Consider the following 13,931-nt stretch of genomic DNA (forward strand, 5'->3'; position numbering starts at 1 on the left):
CCACCGTTTAGCCCTCAAAGGAATGTTTCAAAGGAATGAGTAATACTCCCTCGACAGACAAAGTCGTGCCAAAGGTGTTGATCATCTACGCGCACCCAGAGCCGCAAACCTCTATTGCTAATCAGATGATGGTTAAGAAGGTAGAGTCGCTCGGTCATGTCAAAGTTCATGATCTCTACGCCATCTACCCAGACTTCTTTATCGATGTGCCTTATGAGCATGAATTGCTCCTTCAATACGATGTGATCGTGTTTCAGCATCCTCTGTTTATGTATTCCTGCCCTTCATTGTTAAAAGAGTGGTTTGATCGCGTGTTAGGCAAGGGTTTTGCGTTTGGTGAGCAGAGCGCACTTAAAGGCAAACACTGGCGCAGTGTGATTACTACCGGTGGTAAAGAAGAGGCGTTTGGTGCCGCAGGCTATAATAAATATCCATTACAAGAGATCTTGCAACCATTCGAGCTTACCGCTGCTTTGTGTCAGATGAATTGGATATCCCCTTTGGTTTTACACTGGGCACGAAATGTCTCCGATATGACGCGTTACCAACACGCCGAAGCGTATCGAAATTGGTTGCGAGACCCGCTACAAGATATAGGAGCAGATGATGGCTCTGACTAATGATTTTCTACAAAGTAGCGTTATATTTTTAGCGGCTGCTGTGGTTGCGGTTCCTATCGCACAGCGCGCCGGTTTGGGTTCAGTACTTGGTTACTTATTAGCGGGCGTGGCAATTGGCCCATGGGGGCTTGGCTTAATCAGTGATGTCGAAGCGATTCTACACTTCTCCGAATTCGGGGTGGTACTGCTGCTCTTCTTGATTGGTCTCGAACTTAATCCGAAAAAACTGTGGCAGATGCGAGCGCCGATTCTAGGACTCGGTGGCGCACAAGTGCTGATCACCACTCTGATTATTACCGCCATCGCCTGTCTATTTGGATTAACTTGGCAAACCAGCCTGGTAATAGGTATGGGTTTAGCGTTGTCTTCGACAGCCATTGCTTTACGCGTTATTGAAGAGCGAGAACTTGGTGGTAAAGAAGCCGGGCAGTCAGGCTTTGCAGTACTGCTTTTCCAAGATATAGCTGTTATCCCTATGTTGGCGATGCTGCCTTTGCTCGCTGGCAATACGGGCGGCAGTTGGGCTGACATGCTGTGGATGCTAGGCGGTGTGATTGGTCTGCTGGTCGGTGGTCACTTCTTGTTGAGGCCACTGTTCCGATACGTAGTGATGAGCGGTGTCCGTGAGCTTTTCACGGTTGCAGCGTTGTTATTGGTGATTGGTATTGCTGTGATCATGCAACGGATTGGCTTGTCGATGGCATTAGGTACCTTCCTAGCGGGCGTACTTCTGGCTGAAAGTGAATATCGACACGAGCTTGAGATCGCGATTGATCCATTCAAAGGTTTACTGCTTGGTCTGTTCTTTATCTCTGTGGGTATGGCGGTAAACCTAGGTCTACTGGCAGAAAGCCCATTCGCAATACTTATTGCAGTGTCGTCGCTAGTCGTATTGAAAGGTTTGGTGCTGTATGCGCTGGCTCGTATCTTCGGCACTCAAGCTAAAGCACGTAGCCGAATGGCGATGATTCTTAGCCAAGGTGGTGAGTTTGCTTTCGTTATTTTTACCGCGGCGAGTGCGCAGGGCATCTTAAGTGGCGAACAGGTGTCGTTCTTACTGGTAGTAGTGAGCCTGTCTATGGTGACCACGCCACTAATGCTTAAGCTGCAAGATAAGTTCTTTGCTCGTCAACTGAACCAAATCAGCGAAAGTGCGATGTCTTCGGATGTGGTTGATCGCAGCCCTCGAGTGATCATTGCTGGCTTTGGTCGCTTCGGTCAGATCATCGGTCGCTTGATGTACGCTAATAAGATTCGTATTACCGTTCTTGAGAGTGATGCCAGCCAAATCCATATCCTTAGAAAGTTTGGCTACAAAGTCTTTTACGGAGACTCGACTCACCTAGAGCTATTACGCGCAGCCGGTGCTGATAAAGCAGAGGCGATTGTGTTGTGTACTGACTCCCCTGATGAAATCATGAAAACCGTCGATTTATGTAAGCAGCACTTCCCACGCTTAAAGATCTTGGCGCGTGCACGAAGCCGTGTTGAAGCGTATCAACTACTTAACCACGGTGTGAGTAACTATTCGCGTGAAACCTTCCTTGGAGCATTGGATTTAGGTCGTCAAACATTGACTGAACTTGGCATGCATCCATATAAAGCGAAGCGAGCAGAAGCACACTTTAGAAAGTTGGATAATGGTATGCTGAAAGAGTTGCTGCCTCAGCATAACGAAGATGCCGAGTTAGCCCAAAGAGCGAAAGAGGCTCGTAAAGAACTTGAAGAGATCTTTGGACACGAGATGGAAAACGATCACCAATCTCGAAACTATTGGCAGTAGCTTGAAGTGATAACTCATGCTTGAGCTTAGAAATAGAGCTTGGGCATAGAAATAACAGACTATAGAACTAACCTAATAATAAACGCGGTCTCTGCTTAACTTATCAATAAAGTGAGTGGGAAGAACCGCGAATCCAGAGCAGTAAAGGATATGAACGTGAAACAGAAAAAACGCTTTATCGCAGGGGCAAGCTGCCCAAGTTGCAACACTCAAGACACACTCCGTTGGTGGATTGAAAATAATATCGAGCTGGTGGAATGTGTCGATTGTGACTTCACAGAACAGCGTAAACCGAAAACTGTAGAGAAATCTGAACACGCGAATCAAGAAATGATCGGTATTTTTAAGCCAGAATGATTGAGTTTCGTTAATTGATCCCCATAATATCCCGGTACAGAATTTTTCTTAAGCTCAACTGTTCGAGCTTAGTCCAAACCTCCTTGGAGCTCTCATGAAAATTGAAAAGAACGTAGTAGTTAGTGTTGCATATCAAGTGAAACTTGAAGATGGCGTAGTAGTTGACCAATCAACTGCAGAAGCTCCACTAGATTACCTTCACGGTCACAACAACCTAATTACAGGTCTTGAAAAAGAGCTTGAAGGCAAAGTAGCTGGCGACAAGTTCTCTGCAACTGTTACTCCAGAAGACGCATACGGCGAACACAACGACGCACTAGTTCAACGTGTTCCTGCTGACGTATTCCAAGGTGTTGAGCAAATCGAAGTTGGCATGCGTTTCCTAGCGGATACTGACCAAGGTCCAATCCCAGTTGAAGTTACTGAAGTAGATGGCGACGAAGTTGTTGTTGATGGTAACCACATGCTAGCTGGCCAAACTCTAACGTTTGACGTTGAAGTTGTAGCGGTTCGTGAAGCGACTGAAGAAGAAGTTCAACACGGTCACGTACACCAAGAAGGCGGCTGTGGCGGTCACGACCACGATCATGACCACGAAGGCGGTTGCTGTGGTGGCGAAGGCCATGACCACGGTGAAGAGAAAAAAGACGGCTGCTGCGGCGGCGGTAGCTGTGGTTCTCACTAATACCGAATTAACGGTTTAGTTTAAGAATCTTGAAAGCCTCCCTTGTGGAGGCTTTTTGCGTTTAGGAGTCTCGCTTTTTGACCTCGCTTTTCTCTACCAAACTAAGTGTCCGCAAATCTAAGCATTCGTAAAAGTTTGGTTTTCGTTATCAGACATCGAACCATGGATGTGGTATTGATAGCACAACATTATAAGACGACGTCAGTGGAGAGTTTGTATGTCACAGCCTTTTTCAATTGCCATTCATGGTGGTGCAGGAACCATCTTGCGCGAGCAAATGAGCTATGAATTAAAAGCGGGTATTACCGAGGCTTTGGAAAAATCGGTTTTGGCTGGTTATCAAATATTGCAATCGGGTGGTGATGCTCTGGATGCGGTAGTGGCATCGGTTAAGGTGATGGAAGACAGCCCGCACTTTAATGCCGGTAGGGGCTCTGTTTTAACGCATGATGAATTTGTTGAGATGGACGCTTCTGTGATGCATGGCCGCGAAATGGATGCAGGTGCTATTGCAGGCGTTCGCCATATCAAAAACCCAATTGAGCTTGCACGTGATGTGATGCGGAAAAGCGACCATGTGTTGCTGATTGGTGAAGGTGCCGAGAAGTTTGCGTTTGAGCATGACTACACCTTTACCGAGCAAGACTACTTCTTTACTGAGCGCCGCTATGACCAACTTCAGTCGATGAAAGAGAAAGGCATCTTTGCTCTGTCTGAAGCGAAATATGATCAGCAGCAAGCTGAGAAATACCCTGACGATAAAAAGTACGGCACGGTTGGTGCGGTCGCATTAGACCAAGCGGGTAACTTAGCGGCAGCAACCAGTACCGGTGGCGTGACCAATAAGAAATACGGTCGTGTGGGTGACTCTCCGATCATTGGTGCAGGAACCATCGCTGAAAATGGCAATGTTGCCGTCTCAACAACCGGGATGGGTGAGTTCTTCCTACGTAAAATGGTCGCCAGTGATGTCGCAGCACGAATGCGTTATCTGAAAGAAGATGTGCACACCGCTTGTGAAACGATCATTCAAGGTGAATTGAAAACCATGGGTGGAGAAGGTGGCTTGATCGCTATCGATGGCCAAGGCGATATACATTTTGGTATGAACAGCTCAGGAATGTATCGTGCAAGCGTTGATACTCAAGGTCGTGTTGAAGTGAAGATTTATGCCGACGACTAAGTTGGTATCGGCTTAATTGGCTTTAGCTTATTCACTGAGATGAAATAAACAAAAGGGCGACAGATAAGTATCTGTCGCCCTCTTAGTTTTCTATGTCCCGTCCTGAAATGTGTTTACACATTGAGGACGAGAAACTAACGATATGCGTCGTTAGATTTAATTGGTTATTTTGAACCGCACTTAATAGTGTGGAGGTGGCGTCTCTTCTGATGCGTCAGCTAGATTAGAGCCATCCATATTTTTTACTTTGCCAACCACGAACTTCATCTGATCTTGCATTCTCGTGATTAACATTTGTTGTTGGCTAAGCGCTTCATTGAGTTCTTCAATGGTCTGTTCTTGGAAAGCTAGCTGACACTCTAGGTCATTTACGCGGCTTTCTAGTTGTTCAACTCGCTTTTCTGTCATCGTTCTTAATCCACATTCCAAGCTTGGGCAATGCCCGCAGAGGTGCCCGATATCACACGGTTCTTATCATCAAAGGCTGCATCATACACTACCGCACGAGGAGGGCGAGCATCTTTTAATGGCTCAGCATCGTGGCGAGAAATTCGCTTGCCATCCTGAGTATTCCACACACTCACTTGGCTGGATGGTGTGCCCGTCACCAACATACTGCCGTCATCAGAAAAACGCGCACTCGAGAAAATCAACTGTCGAGACCAGCTTTGCAATTGCGCTTGAGGTTCGCCCGTTTCAAGATCCCAAATCATCGCTTGATTGCCGCCATCAGAGGTAAAAGCCAGTTCACCATCGCGTTGTAGCGCGACTCGTACTACTCTTTGTTCATGCTCAAAGGTGCGCAACACCAAGCCCGACTCGGTATCCCAAAGGTAAGCTTTGTAGTCGTTGCCGCCTGATAATGCGTAGCGGCCATTAGAAGAGAGGGAGACTGAATTCACTTTTTCTCGGTGAGCAAGGAACTCCAGACGGCGTCCGGTGACTAAGTCCACATAGATGGCTTTTCCATTAGAAAGGCCAAGCAGTACTTTTTCACCATTGCTAGAGATATCGACATCGCGAATCAAGCCGTCGGAGATAGACCAGAGCCCTTGTGCTTGAGTCCAAGATAAGTCCCAAACGGCGAAGTTCATCTGGCTAGCGGTAATGGCAAAACGGCCATTGTCCGAGATACGGATACGCGATACTTGGTTTTCTAACTGGTCTTGTGGACCAAGCTGAGCCAACTCTTGGTCTTCGGCGAGGTCCCAAAGGAGCAGTTGCTTTTGCTGAGAGTAGAGCAGGGCGAAGCGTCCATCTCTGCTGAGTGCAAAGCTGGTGGCACCATTGGGCTCAATTTCCCAACGCTGCTCATCATCTTGGAAGAAAAAGCAACCATTTAACAAGGTGATGACAATTGTACATAGCAATGAGTGGAAAAATATTCGCATCACATCTAATAATCCGGTTTGTGTCGAAAGACATATGACTAGTATATTGTTATAACTAACGTATTCACACCAATCTAATCATTAGATTTGTGCACAATAACCAATGGCTTGGCCATTAATTGGAGAATTCAATGAAATCAGTTTTAAAAGTATCACTGCTTGCCGCAACGGTTATGCTAGCAGTTGGTTGTCAGAAAGAAGAACCAAAGGCAGAAGCTCCACAGGTAGAAGAAGTTAAAGTTGAAGCAGTAAACTTTAAAACAGAAGATGACAAAGCGGCTTACGCAATCGGTGTATCTTTCGCTAACTACCTAAGCACAAGCATTGATAAGCCAAGCGAGCTAGGTATCAACCTAGACAAAGATATGGTTCTTCAAGGTATCGAAGACGTATTCGCAGAGAAAACAGCACTTAACGAAGAAGAAACTCGCGCAGCTCTTGAAGCTCTAGACAAGCGTGTTGCTGAAACGATGCAAGCACAAGCGGCAGAAAAATCTGCAGAAGTGAAGAAAGCCGGTGATGACTTCCGCGCTGAGTTCGCTAAAACTGAAGGCGTTAAGCAAACTGAATCTGGTCTACTTTACCAAGTAATGACTGCTGGTGAAGGCGCTTCTCCAAAAGACACTGATACCGTTCAAGTACACTACAAAGGTACGCTAACAGACGGTACTCAGTTCGACAGCTCTTACGATCGTGGCGAACCAGCAACATTCCCACTAAACCGCGTAATCCCAGGCTGGACTGAAGGCGTACAACTGATGCAAGTTGGTTCTAAGTACAAGTTCGTTATCCCGCCAGAGCTAGCATACGGTGAGCAAGACACACCGACTATCCCTGCTAACTCAACGCTAGTATTCGAAGTAGAACTACTAAACATCGATAACGCTGAAGCAGCTCCTGCACAGTAATATCGGTTAAAAGCCTCGTACTAAAATACGTTGATTGAATAAAAAGCCTAACTTTGAGTTAGGCTTTTTTTATGATTTGAAGATGAGTATTTGATTTTTAAACTTGTTCTAAATCACTAGTTGCAATGTTAGCTAGGTGTGCAATTAAAATTTTCTGATAAACTTACATAAATTTGTTGATTTTTCACACGAAGGTAAGGAATAAGTGACTACTACAGAAACAGTCAATGCAGATGTGTTACTTGAAATGGAATCAGTCCACGTTATGCCATTCAGTGAACACGATAAAATCATTCTAAGATCTTATGAGGCCGTTGTTGACGGTATTGCGAGCCTTATTGGTCCGTTTTGTGAAATCGTTTTGCACTCTTTAGAAGACCTCAATACTTCTGCGATTAAAATTGCCAACGGCGAAAATACAGGTCGTCAGGTTGGCTCGCCGATTACCGATCTTGCATTGAAGATGCTAAAAGATATTGAAGGTTCTAAGCGTAACTTCTCACGTTCATACTTCACTCGCGCTAAAGGCGGAGTGTTGATGAAGTCGATCACGGTTGCTATCCGCAACGGTGAAGACCGAGTGATTGGCCTACTGTGTATTAACGTGAATCTAGACGCGCCATTCTCACAAGTGCTGCAATCGTTCATGCCTACACAAGACGCAGACGAAGCCGCATCATCGGTTAACTTCGCTAGTGACGTTGAAGAACTTGTCGACCAAACGGTTGAACGCACCATTGAAGAAATTAACGCTGACAAATCGGTATCGAACAATACTAAGAACCGTCAGATCGTGATGGAGCTGTACGACAAAGGTATTTTCGATATTAAAGACGCGATCAACCGCGTTGCTGAGCGACTGAACATCTCTAAGCACACCGTGTACCTATACATCCGCCAACGTAAAACAGAGGATGAAGAGGGTTGCTAAGCTATACACTCCTAGTGAATGGGCCAGTCTATGGCTCACAGTCAGCAAGAAGTGCCTACCAGTTTGCCGTGGCTCTGATTAAACAGGGCCACAAACTTCACAGTGTGTTCTTCTATCAAGATGGCGTGAGTAACGGCTCAGACCTTACCGTACCGGCTAACGATGAATTTGATTTAGCTTCTGCTTGGCAAAAGCTGGCTGATGAACACGATGTTAGCCTTGAAACCTGTGTGGCAGCTGCGCTAAGACGCGGAGTGATTAGCTCTGAAGAAGCAGAGCAACATCAACTAAGTGCCTCTAACCTAGCCACTGGATTTACTCAAGCCGGATTAGGAAGCTTATCGGAAGCGCTACTAACGCAAGATAGGGTTGTGCAGTTTTGAGAAAGTTAGCCTTTATATTTAACAGTTTCCCTCATACGACCGCTGCGGGTAGAGAAGGGTTAGACGCCCTGCTTGCTGCGTCCGCATATAGTGAAGGCATTGCCGTGTTCTTTGTTGGCGATGGCGTGACACAGCTTCTCAAAGCGCAGCAGCCCGACGAAACACTATCGCGTGACTACATCTCTGCATTCAAACTTATGGACCTGTACGACATCGAACAGGTGTATGTGTGTCAGCGTAGTCTGAGTCAGTTTGGTCTTTCAGCAGACAACCTGCTGATCGATGTGACCACCGTTGAAGCCGACGAGTTAACGCAGAAGTTAGCTCAGTGCCAACAGATACTGACTTTCTAGGGGACGCTATGCTTCATATTGTAAAATCAGTCGACAAACTTAAACTCGCATTGACCTATTCTCAGCCACAAGATCAGTATCTTTTGGTGGAAGATGCGGTGTATGTTTGCCTTCCCAATCATGAGTTATTCACTCAAATCTGCGCAGTAGAGCAGGTGTCGGTGTTAAAACCAGATCTCGATAGCCGAGGTTTACAACTACTTGTCTCAAGTACCATTGATCAAGTTGACTTCGATGGCTTCGTTAAACTGACGGTTTTGAACGACAAATCAGTCACTTGGTAGCTGTGTTTTATCAGTTTGGTTAAAAGTAGACCATCCTGAGCTCTAGACGGCTAAAAAAGATCTGTATATTTCTTGACACACCTCCCACTGCTGAATAGAATTTTGCGTCCCTAATTACGACTTGTGATTAGGGATAGATTTTTCACAAAGCTTACTTTCAAGTAAATTTCAGGAGCTAGTTAATGGCAACTATTAACCAGTTGGTTCGCAAACCTCGTGTAAAGCAAGTTGTTAAAAGCAACGTGCCTGCACTAGAAGCGTGCCCACAAAAACGTGGTGTATGTACTCGTGTTTACACTACTACACCTAAAAAACCTAACTCGGCACTACGTAAAGTATGTCGTGTACGTCTAACTAACGGTTTCGAAGTAACTTCGTACATCGGCGGTGAAGGCCACAACCTACAAGAGCACAGTGTTGTACTAATCCGTGGCGGTCGTGTAAAAGACCTTCCGGGTGTTCGTTACCACACTGTTCGCGGCGCACTTGACTGTGCTGGCGTTAACGACCGTAAACAAGGTCGTTCTAAGTACGGTGTGAAACGTCCTAAGTCTTAATTGATTCTCTTTTTTAAAAAGAAATCGTTAAGTAAGGCCAAACACTATTTTATTTATTATTCTGAAAAGTTTTGGAAAAAACCTGAAGAAGACAACGGAGAATATCCATGCCACGTCGTCGCGTAATAGGTCAGCGTAAGATCCTTCCAGATCCTAAGTTCAAATCTGAATTGCTGGCAAAATTCGTTAACATCCTTATGGTTGACGGAAAGAAATCTACTGCAGAAAAAATCGTTTACACTGCACTAGATTCAATGGCTGAGAAGTCTGGTAAAGACCACTTAGCTGTATTTGAAGAAGCTCTTGAAAATGTTCGCCCAGCGGTAGAAGTTAAATCTCGCCGTGTAGGTGGTTCAACTTACCAAGTACCTGTAGAAGTTCGTCCGGTTCGCCGTAACGCTCTTGCTATGCGTTGGGTAGTTGAAGCTGCGCGTAAGCGTGGTGAAAAATCTATGGCTCAACGCCTAGCTGCTGAAATGCTAGACGCGTCTGAGAACAAAGGTACTGCGGTTAAGAAACGTGAAGACGTTCACCGCATGGCTGACGCAAACAAAGCGTTCGCACATTACCGTTGGTAATACCTTTTTAGTGCTGCAAGGTTCCTTGCAGCACTTCTTTAGTTCCTATGCTTATGCTAGGAACTATTGCTATTTCTAGGGCAAGCAATTTTTAGCGAAGCATCGCTTTTAACGCCTAATCTAGACATAGCAATAGTCCCTAAGTCTCTAATAAGAGGATTCAACCGTGGCTCGTAAAACTCCTATAGAGCAATACCGTAATATCGGTATCGTTGCTCACGTAGATGCAGGTAAAACAACCACAAGTGAACGTATTCTGTTCTATACCGGTCTTTCTCACAAAATCGGCGAAGTTCACGATGGTGCAGCAACCATGGACTGGATGGAGCAAGAGCAAGAGCGCGGTATTACGATCACTTCAGCAGCAACCACTACGTTTTGGCGTGGTATGGAAGCTCAGTTCTCGGACCACCGTATTAACATCATCGACACTCCTGGACACGTTGACTTCACAATCGAAGTAGAACGTTCTCTGCGTGTGCTTGATGGTGCAGTTGTTGTGTTCTGTGGCTCATCTGGTGTTGAACCTCAGTCAGAGACAGTATGGCGTCAAGCTGATAAGTACCAAGTTCCACGTATGGTTTTCGTTAATAAAATGGACCGTACCGGCGCTGACTTCTTGCGCGTAGTTGAACAGATCAAGGACCGCTTAGGCGCAACTCCTGTTCCAATTCAACTGAACATTGGTGCTGAAGAAAACTTCCAAGGCGTTGTCGATCTTATCAAGATGAAGGCAATTAACTGGAATGAAGCTGACCAAGGCATGACTTTCACGTACGAAGATATTCCTGCAGACATGCAAGAAATGGCTGAAGAATATCGTACAGAACTTGTTGAAGCTGCTGCAGAAGCAAATGAAGAGCTGATGGATAAGTACCTTGAAGAAGGTGAACTAACAGAAGCTGAAATCAAACAAGGTCTTCGTACTCGTACCCTTAATAATGAAATCGTACTTGCTACTTGTGGTAGTGCATTCAAAAACAAAGGTGTACAAGCTGTTCTAGATGCAGTTGTTGATTTCCTTCCTTCTCCAGTCGATGTACCTGCAATTAAAGGTATCGATGAAGATGAGAACGAAGCAGAGCGTCACGCAGACGACAAAGAACCGTTCTCAGCGCTAGCATTTAAGATTGCAACAGACCCATTCGTTGGTACTTTAACTTTCATCCGTGTTTACTCTGGTGTTGTTGAAAGCGGTAAAACAGCTTATAACTCTGTGAAGAAACAACGTGAACGCTTAGGTCGCATTGTTCAAATGCACTCAAACAAGCGAGAAGAAGTAAAAGAAGTACGAGCAGGTGACATCGCAGCCATCATTGGCCTGAAAGATGTGACTACTGGTGAAACCCTTTGTGACCAGAACCATAAGATTGTTCTTGAGCGCATGGAGTTCCCAGACCCAGTTATTCAGATCGTTGTAGAGCCAAGCTCTCAAGCTGATCAAGATAAAATGACTATCGCTCTAGGTAAACTAGCAGCGGAAGACCCATCGTTCCGCGTTGATATGGATGCGGAAACTGGCCAGACTCTGATTTCTGGTATGGGTGAACTACACTTAGATATCATCGTTGACCGTATGAAGCGCGAATTTAGCGTGAACTGCAACGTTGGTAACCCGCAAGTGGCTTACCGTGAGACTATTCGTGGTACAGCGAAAGCGGAAGGTAAATTTATCCGTGAACATGGTGGTAAAGGTCAGTACGGTCACGTATGGCTGAAACTAGAACCATCAGAAGCTGGCGAAGGCTTTGTCTTTGTGGATGAAATTGCCAATGGTATCGTACCGAAAGAGTTTATCGCTTCAGTTGCTAAAGGCGTTGAAGAGCAGATGAACAATGGTGTGCTTGCTGGCTATCCAGTTTTGGATATCAAAGCTACACTATATGATGGTTCTTACCATGAAACAGATTCAAGTGAGATGGCGTTTACAATCGCTGCCTCTATGGCTTTCAGAACGGGTGCACTTGAAGCGCAACCGGTTCTGCTTGAGCCTATGATGAAAGTTGAAGTAACTACTCCAGAAGACTGGATGGGTGACGTTGTTGGCGATATTAACCGTCGTCGCGGCATCATCGAAGGTATGGACGAGGGGACAGCTGGCCTGAAGATAATTCGTGCACAAGTTCCGTTGTCTGTCATGTTCGGTTACGCAACTGATTTACGTTCTGCGACACAAGGTCGTGCTTCTTACTCTATGGAGTTTAGTGAGTACGCTGAAGTGCCTAACAATGTTGCAAAAGCAATCATTGCAGAGCGTGGTTAAACAAAAGGAAGGCATTTTTTTTCATTTTTTGAAAGAACAATGCGTCCAAATATTGCGCTAACGAGAGTTGGCGCATAAAATAGCAATTTCTGGCGCGTCTCGCTCAATAATGAACGTGGCGAATCATAACTAGGAAGGAACACGATTGTGTCTAAAGAAAAATTTGAACGTACGAAACCGCACGTAAACGTTGGTACTATCGGCCACGTTGACCACGGTAAAACAACTCTAACTGCTGCTATCTGTACTACTCTTGCAAAAGTATACGGCGGTGTTGCTAAAGATTTCGCATCTATCGATAACGCTCCAGAAGAGCGTGAGCGCGGTATCACAATCGCAACTTCTCACGTTGAGTACGACACTCCAGCACGTCACTACGCACACGTAGACTGTCCAGGACACGCGGATTATGTTAAAAACATGATCACTGGTGCTGCACAAATGGACGGCGGTATCCTAGTTGTTGCTGCGACTGACGGCCCTATGCCTCAAACTCGTGAGCACATCCTACTTGGTCGTCAAGTTGGTATCCCTTACATCATCGTATTCATGAACAAATGTGACATGGTAGATGACGAAGAGCTACTTGAGCTAGTTGAGATGGAAGTTCGTGAACTTCTTTCTGAATACGACTTCCCAGGTGATGACCTACCAGTTATCCAAGGTTCTGCACTTGGCGCACTAAACGGCGAGAAGCAGTGGGAAGACAAGATCGTTGAGCTTGCAGAAGCACTAGATTCTTACATTCCTGAGCCAGAGCGTGCAGTTGACCAACCGTTCCTACTACCAATTGAAGATGTATTCTCAATTCAAGGTCGTGGTACTGTTGTAACTGGTCGTATCGAGCGCGGTATCCTACGTGTAGGTGACGAAGTAGAAATCGTTGGTATCAAAGAGACTACTCTTACTACTTGTACTGGTGTTGAAATGTTCCGTAAACTGCTTGACGAAGGTCGTGCAGGTGAGAACGTTGGTGCACTTCTACGTGGTACTAAGCGTGATGACGTTGAACGTGGTCAAGTACTTTCTGCGAAAGGTTCTATCAACCCACACACTAAGTTTGAGTCTGAAGTATACGTACTTTCTAAAGACGAAGGCGGCCGTCACACTCCTTTCTTCAAAGGTTACCGTCCACAGTTCTACTTCCGTACAACTGACGTAACAGGCGACATCACTCTACCAGAAGGCGTAGAAATGGTAATGCCAGGTGACAACGTTCAAATGACTGTTGAGCTAATCGCTCCAATCGCAATGGACGAAGGTCTACGTTTCGCAATCCGCGAAGGTGGCCGTACAGTTGGTGCTGGTGTTGTAGCTAAAATCTTCGCTTAATAGCATTTAGATTTTTGCACTCTCTTCATTAGAAGAGCACGCATCTGAAAAGGGGAGCTTCGGCTTCCCTTTTGTTTTCTCAAAAGAAATATTACCTTCCATCTATCTTCTTCCCTCTCGATACAAAACCAACTTCCAATAAATTGCGATTATTTTTCCAACACTACTTGCATACTAAAGTGTGATCTGTATAATGCATCGCACTGGCTAACGCTGGTTGTGAACCAATGAGCACTGAGGAGTAGGTCTTACCTAGTAATGTATACTCAGCTTATGTTCGCGGTTAATAAAAATAGTAAACTTCTTGTTTACTTCAAAAGTTA

16 protein-coding genes are annotated in these 13,931 nt (G+C 45.5%); 14 read left to right on the forward strand and 2 right to left on the reverse strand.

Going from position 1 to position 13,931, the window contains the following annotated elements:
* Positions 1 to 35: 35 nt before the first annotated feature.
* The 5 genes from kefG to LMH68_RS09465 all read left to right on the forward strand — a co-directional run bounded on the left by kefG (position 36) and on the right by LMH68_RS09465 (position 4,628).
* Positions 36 to 620 (forward strand): glutathione-regulated potassium-efflux system ancillary protein KefG, encoded by a 585-nt coding sequence (kefG, locus tag LMH68_RS09445; protein WP_050711690.1) that lies wholly within the window; start codon positions 36 to 38, stop codon positions 618 to 620.
* Entirely contained in the window at positions 607 to 2,403 is a 1,797-nt protein-coding gene (kefB, locus tag LMH68_RS09450) for a glutathione-regulated potassium-efflux system protein KefB (protein WP_065584304.1), read from the forward strand. Before kefG ends, kefB begins: the two co-directional genes overlap by 14 nt.
* 156 nt (positions 2,404 to 2,559) lie before the next feature.
* Complete coding sequence (locus LMH68_RS09455) at positions 2,560 to 2,760, forward strand: YheV family putative zinc ribbon protein (RefSeq protein WP_029235422.1); 201 nt, start codon at positions 2,560 to 2,562, stop codon at positions 2,758 to 2,760.
* Positions 2,761 to 2,854: 94 nt separating this feature from the next.
* Positions 2,855 to 3,445 (forward strand): peptidylprolyl isomerase, encoded by a 591-nt coding sequence (gene slyD, locus LMH68_RS09460; RefSeq protein WP_017061108.1) that lies wholly within the window; start codon positions 2,855 to 2,857, stop codon positions 3,443 to 3,445.
* 217 nt (positions 3,446 to 3,662) lie between these two features.
* Positions 3,663 to 4,628 (forward strand): isoaspartyl peptidase/L-asparaginase family protein, encoded by a 966-nt coding sequence (locus tag LMH68_RS09465; RefSeq protein ID WP_017066209.1) that lies wholly within the window; start codon positions 3,663 to 3,665, stop codon positions 4,626 to 4,628.
* A gap of 180 nt (positions 4,629 to 4,808) precedes the next feature.
* Here the strand turns inward: LMH68_RS09465 and LMH68_RS09470 are convergent, their stop codons facing one another.
* Entirely contained in the window at positions 4,809 to 5,036 is a 228-nt protein-coding gene (locus tag LMH68_RS09470; protein WP_009848930.1) for a SlyX family protein, read from the reverse strand.
* A gap of 5 nt (positions 5,037 to 5,041) precedes the next feature.
* Complete coding sequence (locus LMH68_RS09475; protein WP_017063707.1) at positions 5,042 to 6,019, reverse strand: WD40 repeat domain-containing protein; 978 nt, start codon at positions 6,017 to 6,019, stop codon at positions 5,042 to 5,044.
* A 131-nt stretch (positions 6,020 to 6,150) separates the two neighbouring features.
* Here LMH68_RS09475 and fkpA point away from each other — a divergent pair, with 131 nt between their 5' ends.
* The 9 genes from fkpA (at position 6,151) to tuf (ending at position 13,608) form a co-directional block, all read left to right on the forward strand.
* Positions 6,151 to 6,927 (forward strand): FKBP-type peptidyl-prolyl cis-trans isomerase, encoded by a 777-nt coding sequence (gene fkpA, locus LMH68_RS09480; protein ID WP_017061105.1) that lies wholly within the window; start codon positions 6,151 to 6,153, stop codon positions 6,925 to 6,927.
* A gap of 205 nt (positions 6,928 to 7,132) precedes the next feature.
* The gene (locus LMH68_RS09485) at positions 7,133 to 7,858 is read left to right on the forward strand and encodes a transcriptional regulator (RefSeq protein ID WP_004729851.1); all 726 of its coding nucleotides are present in this window, start codon (positions 7,133 to 7,135) and stop codon (positions 7,856 to 7,858) included.
* On the forward strand, positions 7,852 to 8,241 hold the full coding sequence (gene tusD, locus LMH68_RS09490; protein ID WP_017063709.1) for a sulfurtransferase complex subunit TusD: 390 nt from the start codon (positions 7,852 to 7,854) through the stop codon (positions 8,239 to 8,241). Before LMH68_RS09485 ends, tusD begins: the two co-directional genes overlap by 7 nt.
* The gene (tusC, locus tag LMH68_RS09495; RefSeq protein ID WP_229647429.1) at positions 8,238 to 8,594 is read left to right on the forward strand and encodes a sulfurtransferase complex subunit TusC; all 357 of its coding nucleotides are present in this window, start codon (positions 8,238 to 8,240) and stop codon (positions 8,592 to 8,594) included. Before tusD ends, tusC begins: the two co-directional genes overlap by 4 nt.
* An 8-nt stretch (positions 8,595 to 8,602) precedes the next feature.
* The gene (gene tusB / locus LMH68_RS09500; RefSeq protein WP_017063711.1) at positions 8,603 to 8,878 is read left to right on the forward strand and encodes a sulfurtransferase complex subunit TusB; all 276 of its coding nucleotides are present in this window, start codon (positions 8,603 to 8,605) and stop codon (positions 8,876 to 8,878) included.
* Between the two features lie 182 nt (positions 8,879 to 9,060).
* Positions 9,061 to 9,435, forward strand: a complete 375-nt coding sequence (gene rpsL / locus LMH68_RS09505) for a 30S ribosomal protein S12 (protein WP_004737194.1) — start codon at positions 9,061 to 9,063, stop codon at positions 9,433 to 9,435.
* 107 nt (positions 9,436 to 9,542) lie between these two features.
* Positions 9,543 to 10,013: a 30S ribosomal protein S7 gene (gene rpsG, locus LMH68_RS09510; protein WP_010435163.1), complete on the forward strand. Its 471-nt coding sequence runs from the start codon at positions 9,543 to 9,545 to the stop codon at positions 10,011 to 10,013.
* Positions 10,014 to 10,179: 166 nt separating this feature from the next.
* Positions 10,180 to 12,276, forward strand: coding sequence for an elongation factor G (gene fusA / locus LMH68_RS09515; RefSeq protein ID WP_017061101.1), 2,097 nt, complete (start codon positions 10,180 to 10,182; stop codon positions 12,274 to 12,276).
* Between the two features lie 147 nt (positions 12,277 to 12,423).
* Positions 12,424 to 13,608 (forward strand): elongation factor Tu, encoded by a 1,185-nt coding sequence (gene tuf / locus LMH68_RS09520; RefSeq protein ID WP_010435158.1) that lies wholly within the window; start codon positions 12,424 to 12,426, stop codon positions 13,606 to 13,608.
* The last annotated feature ends 323 nt before the right edge of the window (positions 13,609 to 13,931 follow it).

The organism is Vibrio sp. F13, assembly GCF_020806305.2.
Taxonomy (GTDB): domain Bacteria; phylum Pseudomonadota; class Gammaproteobacteria; order Enterobacterales; family Vibrionaceae; genus Vibrio; species Vibrio crassostreae_C.

What these genes read in the sequence shown, in the direction of transcription:
- kefG (WP_050711690.1), top strand. Translation starts at nt 36, where the DNA reads ATGAGTAATACTCCCTCGACAGACAAAGTCGTGCCAAAGGTGTTGATC.
- LMH68_RS09465 (WP_017066209.1), top strand. Translation starts at nt 3,663, where the DNA reads ATGTCACAGCCTTTTTCAATTGCCATTCATGGTGGTGCAGGAACCATC.
- rpsG (WP_010435163.1), top strand. Translation starts at nt 9,543, where the DNA reads ATGCCACGTCGTCGCGTAATAGGTCAGCGTAAGATCCTTCCAGATCCT.
- tusB (WP_017063711.1), top strand. Translation starts at nt 8,603, where the DNA reads ATGCTTCATATTGTAAAATCAGTCGACAAACTTAAACTCGCATTGACC.
- rpsL (WP_004737194.1), top strand. Translation starts at nt 9,061, where the DNA reads ATGGCAACTATTAACCAGTTGGTTCGCAAACCTCGTGTAAAGCAAGTT.
- slyD (WP_017061108.1), top strand. Translation starts at nt 2,855, where the DNA reads ATGAAAATTGAAAAGAACGTAGTAGTTAGTGTTGCATATCAAGTGAAA.
- LMH68_RS09470 (WP_009848930.1), bottom strand. Translation starts at nt 5,036, where the DNA reads ATGACAGAAAAGCGAGTTGAACAACTAGAAAGCCGCGTAAATGACCTA.
- fkpA (WP_017061105.1), top strand. Translation starts at nt 6,151, where the DNA reads ATGAAATCAGTTTTAAAAGTATCACTGCTTGCCGCAACGGTTATGCTA.
- LMH68_RS09475 (WP_017063707.1), bottom strand. Translation starts at nt 6,019, where the DNA reads ATGCGAATATTTTTCCACTCATTGCTATGTACAATTGTCATCACCTTG.
- kefB (WP_065584304.1), top strand. Translation starts at nt 607, where the DNA reads ATGGCTCTGACTAATGATTTTCTACAAAGTAGCGTTATATTTTTAGCG.